Below are 5,496 nucleotides of genomic sequence, written 5' to 3' on the forward strand. Positions count from 1 at the left end.
TGCGCGGGAGCTTGCGTTCTCAGTGCCGACCCGCCGCCAGCCCCACCCCACGACGCTCATGCAGGATGTAAGCCTGAAGCGCGATGAGGTCTGGGTCGTCCAACGCCAATGGACCTGATTCGAGCGGGTTCATGATGCACCAGTTGATCATTTCCCCGAGCGCGACGACCTTCCCGAGCTGCTGCTGAAACTTCGGATAGGTCTCGGGGTGGGTGTTGGCCGCGTTCGGATGACACTGGTCGCAGGAGACGGTGTTGTGGTTGCCCAACCCGCCGTGGAACAGAACATCGCCCCTGTTCACGACGCTGATGTACTCCTGTTGCCAACGCACCAGATCCTCGCGGGTAAACTCATCGCAACGCAGTTCGTCCGCCCCGCCCAGGATCAGGACGACGAGGGTGAGTGTCAAGCCGGCGGGCGCGATTGCGCTCAGTCTGGTTTTCATCGGACGCTCTTCCTCTGGGCTCAGAAGTGGATCTGCGGCGGGATGCGGTCGGCCCCCGAACGGTAGCGCTGGTCGATGGGTCGTTTGAGCCGGTGATCGAAGACGACGCTCCGGTTGCGGTTCTCCGGAAGCAGATAGTGCATGTCCACCTTTCCCGTGTGCAGATTGATGAGCTGCCAGCCGGTCGCGTCGCGCTCGAAGAACGGATCGGCCCGGTTCATCTCGATCGTGAGCTTCGGCAGGTGCGATTCGGCCTGGGCATAGCTGGAAGGATAGGGCCACGGCCAGGCGGTCGCCATCACGGCGTGGAAGCTGATGTTGCCGATCTGGTTGTACTGGATCTGATGCACGTGTCCATACAGGACGGTCGCCTTCTTAAAGCGCTTGAGCAGCGCCTGGATCTCCTCGGCATCCTCGGTCCAGAAGTTCCAGCCCTTGAAGATCCGCTGCAGCGGCGAGTGTGAAACTACCACGACCGGCGTGCGGCGGTTCACCCTGTCCAGATCCTGGCGCAGCCATTGGCGTTGTGCCGCTCCGACCATGAAGGGTGAGCCTTTCGGGTTGTCGAGCCGCGCCATCGCCTTCATCCGCGCCATCGGCGTGTCCCAGGGCCCATGGGTCCATGGGTCGTAGGTCAGGATGCTGTTGAGCACCACGAAGTGCACGCCTTTATGATCGAAGCTGTAATGGTCCGGTCCCAGTCGCTTCCGCCAGTGGTCGCCCAGGTCCAGATAGTAGTCGTGCTCGCCCATCACATAATGGACCTTGCCGCGCAGACCGCCCATCAGGTCGAGGGCATGGTCGATTTCCTCAGGCATGCCCAGTTGCGCGAGATCGCCGCCGTAGAGGATGAAGTCCGGCCGCGGCGTGAGCAGGTTGCATTCGCTGATCGCACGGATCAGGCCGCGATCCCAGTTGCGTACGAACTCGCTGCCCTTGAGGTGCGTGATATGGGAGTCGGAGATGTAGGCGAACGTGAAGTTCTCCGGCCGGGCTCGACCGAACGAGGCCTCGACGACACTGACCGGCAGTGCACCGGCCGCCAGCAGCGCGCCGCCGGCCTTGAGAAATTGACGTCTGTTCATGCGCATGACGGTGCTCCTCATTGACTGGCCAGGGCGGACGACGGCGTACCCGCGACATTGGGGCTCGTGAGGGACTTCAGGAACGCGATCAGATCCGCTTCCTGCTCATCCGAGAGACCCAGCGGACGGATGCCGCCGCTGAGGAAACCCGAGAGCGGGTCGTCGAGGTCTAACCGCCCGCCGTGGTCGTAGAACTCGACCACGTCCTCCAACGTCTGGAGGCTCCCGTCATGCATGTAGGGTGCGGTCAGGTCGATGTTTCGCAGGGTGGGCGTCTTGAACGAGCCGACCTGGGTCAGGTTTTCCGTGACTGCGAAGCGTCCGAGCTCGGAGGCATCCGGATCGGTCAGCACGGTCACATCGACATCGGCGCCGCTCTTCTTGGCTGCAAGGAATCGCGCCGCAATCTCCTCCTCTTTTCCACGGATGTGCTTGAAACCGACCCCGATGTTGTGGAACCGGTTGTCGGTGAACAGCGCCTGCGTCTGCTCGATGACATGACAGGAGACGCAGCGCCCCTGCCCGGTGAAGACCGCCAAACCGCGGATCGCCGATTGGCTCATGGCCGTTTTGTCGCCGCCGTAGAAATATCGGTCGAATGGTGAATCACCCGCGACCAGGGTCCGCTGGAAACTGGCGACGGCCTGCGCGAAATGCTTCAGGGTGACGGCCGCGGGCTCGACCTGGAAGACCTCGCGAATGGCCTTCACGTAGGCAGGGTCACTGCGCATGATCCGCAGGATCGTCTGATGATCGGCCAGACCGCCCTCGACAGGGTTGACCGGCGGCTGCTTCGATTGCCCCTCCAGGTCAGGCTCGCGTCCGTCCCAGAACAGGGTCCTCAGGTAGGCGGAGTTGATGACCGTGGGGGCGTTGCGGGTGCCGGTCATGTCACGGAATCCTTTGGAGACCGGCAGGTTATCGGTGAAGGCCTTGGCTGGGTCGTGGCAGGTCGCGCAACTGACCTGGCCGTCGGCGCTGAAGCGCGGGTCATTGAAGAGTGCCTCGCCCAGCGCGATCTTGGCCGGGGTCTGCGGGTTGTCGGCGGGGATCGGGACCGGCGGCAGCCCAAGCGGCGCGGCAAGCGGGGCGAGTGACGAGGCGACCAGTCCCACAAACATCACTCCGGCCGGGGGAGACCATCGTACGCCCATCGCTTACCTCCTCACGGTTTGTTGTCTTGGCCCCGCTGGATGCGCAGACAGCGCGTGGACCGGAGCCTTGGTAAAGAGTTTAGGACGAAAACTCGACCATGCCCGGGAACCGGACGCGAGAACACCGGTGAGGCACCGGCCGGCAGCGTCGCGGTCCTGTTCCTGACCTGTTGATACGGAAAGTCGGATTGCCCAGCCGCCTCATGCAGGGTCGGATGCATCATCCTGGGCGGGTGGTCCGCGGGCGGGCGGGATCCGTTGGTAGCTGAGCCGGCGCGCCGGGCTGTCCGGGCTTGCCCGCAAGCGGGGCGGCATCGGCTATGGAGGCAGTGATGCGGACAGCGGCCGCTGCCCGCCGTCTTCCGGAGTGTCGCCGATCACAGACGCGACCTGTTCCGCCCTAACGTAAGACCCCGGCCAGCATCCGGATCGCATCGCGATTGGTCCAAGACGAGGCGAGCGACCAGGCCGAGCTGGCGGGCAACCAGCGGTACTCGGCATGCTCACGCGGGTTCAGCCGAACCAGACGTCGCGTGTCCAGGACCAAGGCAAACCAATACTCGCGATTGAAGCAGACGTTGGGGGCGTAGCGCTCACGCCAGGCACGGATGATCGGAAAGAGCGTGGAATGGCGCAGGTCGACCAGCGCGCCGCCCGCCAGCAACCCGGTCTCCTCGTAGACCTCGCGCGCGGCGGCATGGCGAGCGGTCTCGCCCGGCGACAGACTCCCGGTGACCGACTGCCAAAACCCGCGCGGGCGGGTCCGTCTCAGGAGCAGACAGTCTCCACCCCGGGTGAAGATGACCACCAGGACCGACTGGGCACGCTTGCGAGGCAGATCGGACTCCGGCGTCGACGCAAGGGGATGGTCATCCGCCTGGGCGGCGGCATCCCCTCCCCGGCCTTCCGGTAGCTGTCTTTCCACGATGCGCCCAGCTCCCCCAGCCCTCGTCGCGGGTAAGACCGACATCGATCCCTCAGGGCCGCAGTCTGATTCGCAGCGCCAGCTCCTTGAGCTGATTCTCGTCCACCGCCGAGGGAGCGTCCGTCAGCAGGCAGGCCGCGGTCTGCGTCTTGGGGAACGCCATGACGTCGCGGATCGAGCCCGCCCCGGTCATCAGCATCACGAGGCGATCCAGACCGAAGGCGATCCCGCCATGCGGAGGAGCACCGAACCTCAATGCCTTGAGCAGGAAGCCGAATCGATCCTCGGCCTGCTCGTCACTGATGTTGAGAAGGCGGAAGACCCGGCGCTGGACCGCGTCACGATGTATACGGATCGAGCCGCCACCGATCTCGGTCCCGTTCAGGACCATGTCGTAGGCGCGCGAAAGACAGGCGCCCGGGTCACTCTCGAGCCGATCCAGGTGCTCCTCCTTCGGCGAGGTGAAGGGATGATGAAGCGCCACCCAACGTTGAGAGCCGGGTTCACGCTCGAACATCGGGAAGTCGACGACCCACAGCGGGTGCCAGCCGTCGGCAAGGAGCCCCCGATCCTGGCCTAGCCGAACCCGCAGCGCACCCATCGACTCGTTGACGACCTGTGTCTTGTCCGCACCGAAGAAGACCAGGTCCCCGTCGGCGGCCCCGGTTCGGGATATGATCGCCGCCACGGCCGCGTCAGGCAGGAACTTGAGGATGGGGGACTGCAGCCCGTCACGGCCCTGATCGGCCCAGGCATTGACCTTGATATACGCCAGACCCTTGGCACCGTAGATGCCGACGAGCTGGGTGTAGGTGTCGATCTCCTTGCGAGACAGCTCACACCCGTGCGGCAGGCGCAGTGCGACCACGCGCCCGTCCGGATCCCGGGCCGGCTCGGCGAACACCTTGAAGTCGACCGCGGTCATCAGGTCGCCGACGTCCACCAGCTCCAACGGGACGCGCAGATCCGGGCGATCCGAGCCGAAACGGCGCATCGCCTCCGCATAGGTGAGGCGCGGGAAGGGATCGGGAAGCTCGACGCCCAAGACGCCCCGGAACAACGCGCCCATCATGGTCTCCATCAGACCCATCAGCTCGTCCTCGCTCATGAACGAGACCTCGACGTCGAGCTGGGTGAACTCCGGCTGGCGATCCGCCCGGAGATCCTCGTCGCGAAAGCACCGGGCGATCTGGTAGTAACGATCCAGGCCCGACATCATGAGCAGCTGCTTGAAGAGCTGAGGGGACTGGGGCAGCGCGAAGAACTCGCCCGGATGGGTACGGCTCGGGACCAGATAGTCCCGCGCGCCCTCAGGTGTGGATTTGGTGAGGATGGGCGTCTCGATGTCCAGAAAACCCTGTCCGTTCAAGAAGTCGCGCAGGACCTGAGTCACGCGACTGCGGATCCGCAGGCGAGCCTGCATCTCCGGCCGGCGCAGATCGAGATAACGGTAGCGCAGGCGCAGCTCCTCGGAGACGTCGGCGCCGTGCTCGTCGAGTTGGATGGGCGGCGTCTCGGAGGCGTTGAGGACCTCGAGAGCCAGACCCAGGACCTCGATCTCGCCAGTGGGCAGATCGGGGTTGATGGTCCCGGCAGGTCGCGGACGCACCCGGCCCAGGACCTCGAGCACATATTCGCTGCGCACCTGCTCGGCCCGCTCGAAGACGGTGGCGCGATCCGGATCGAGCACGACCTGCACCAGACCCTCACGGTCGCGCAGGTCGATGAAGATCACGCCCCCGTGATCCCGGCGCCGATGCACCCAGCCGCAGAGCCGGACCTCCTGGCCCTCGTGGCGGCTGCTCAGTTCACCACAGTAATGCGTGCGCATCGTCGTCTCGCCCCGTTGCGTCGAGTCATTCAGTCGGTTTCGGTCCTGACCGCGAG

The 5,496-nt window shown here is 64.9% G+C and carries 5 protein-coding genes; all 5 read right to left on the reverse strand.

The features are described from left to right. Window positions 1-19: 19 nt before the first annotated feature. On the reverse strand, window positions 20-445 hold the full coding sequence (locus LJE61_RS08660) for a hypothetical protein (protein ID WP_296914181.1): 426 nt from the start codon (window positions 443-445) through the stop codon (window positions 20-22). 20 nt (window positions 446-465) lie between these two features. Continuing rightward, entirely contained in the window at window positions 466-1,530 is a 1,065-nt protein-coding gene (locus LJE61_RS08665) for a metallophosphoesterase family protein (protein WP_296914183.1), read from the reverse strand. 17 nt (window positions 1,531-1,547) lie between these two features. Further along, window positions 1,548-2,684 carry a cytochrome-c peroxidase gene (locus LJE61_RS08670; protein WP_296918104.1) on the reverse strand — a complete coding sequence of 379 codons (1,137 nt, stop codon included), beginning with the start codon at window positions 2,682-2,684 and terminating at the stop codon, window positions 1,548-1,550. Between the two features lie 400 nt (window positions 2,685-3,084). Continuing rightward, entirely contained in the window at window positions 3,085-3,609 is a 525-nt protein-coding gene (gene nudB, locus LJE61_RS08675; RefSeq protein ID WP_519972672.1) for a dihydroneopterin triphosphate diphosphatase, read from the reverse strand. A gap of 52 nt (window positions 3,610-3,661) precedes the next feature. Next, window positions 3,662-5,440 carry an aspartate--tRNA ligase gene (gene aspS, locus LJE61_RS08680; RefSeq protein ID WP_296918107.1) on the reverse strand — a complete coding sequence of 593 codons (1,779 nt, stop codon included), beginning with the start codon at window positions 5,438-5,440 and terminating at the stop codon, window positions 3,662-3,664. Window positions 5,441-5,496 lie beyond the last annotated feature (56 nt).

The organism is Thiocapsa sp., assembly GCF_022340925.1.
Taxonomy (GTDB): domain Bacteria; phylum Pseudomonadota; class Gammaproteobacteria; order Chromatiales; family Chromatiaceae; genus Thiocapsa.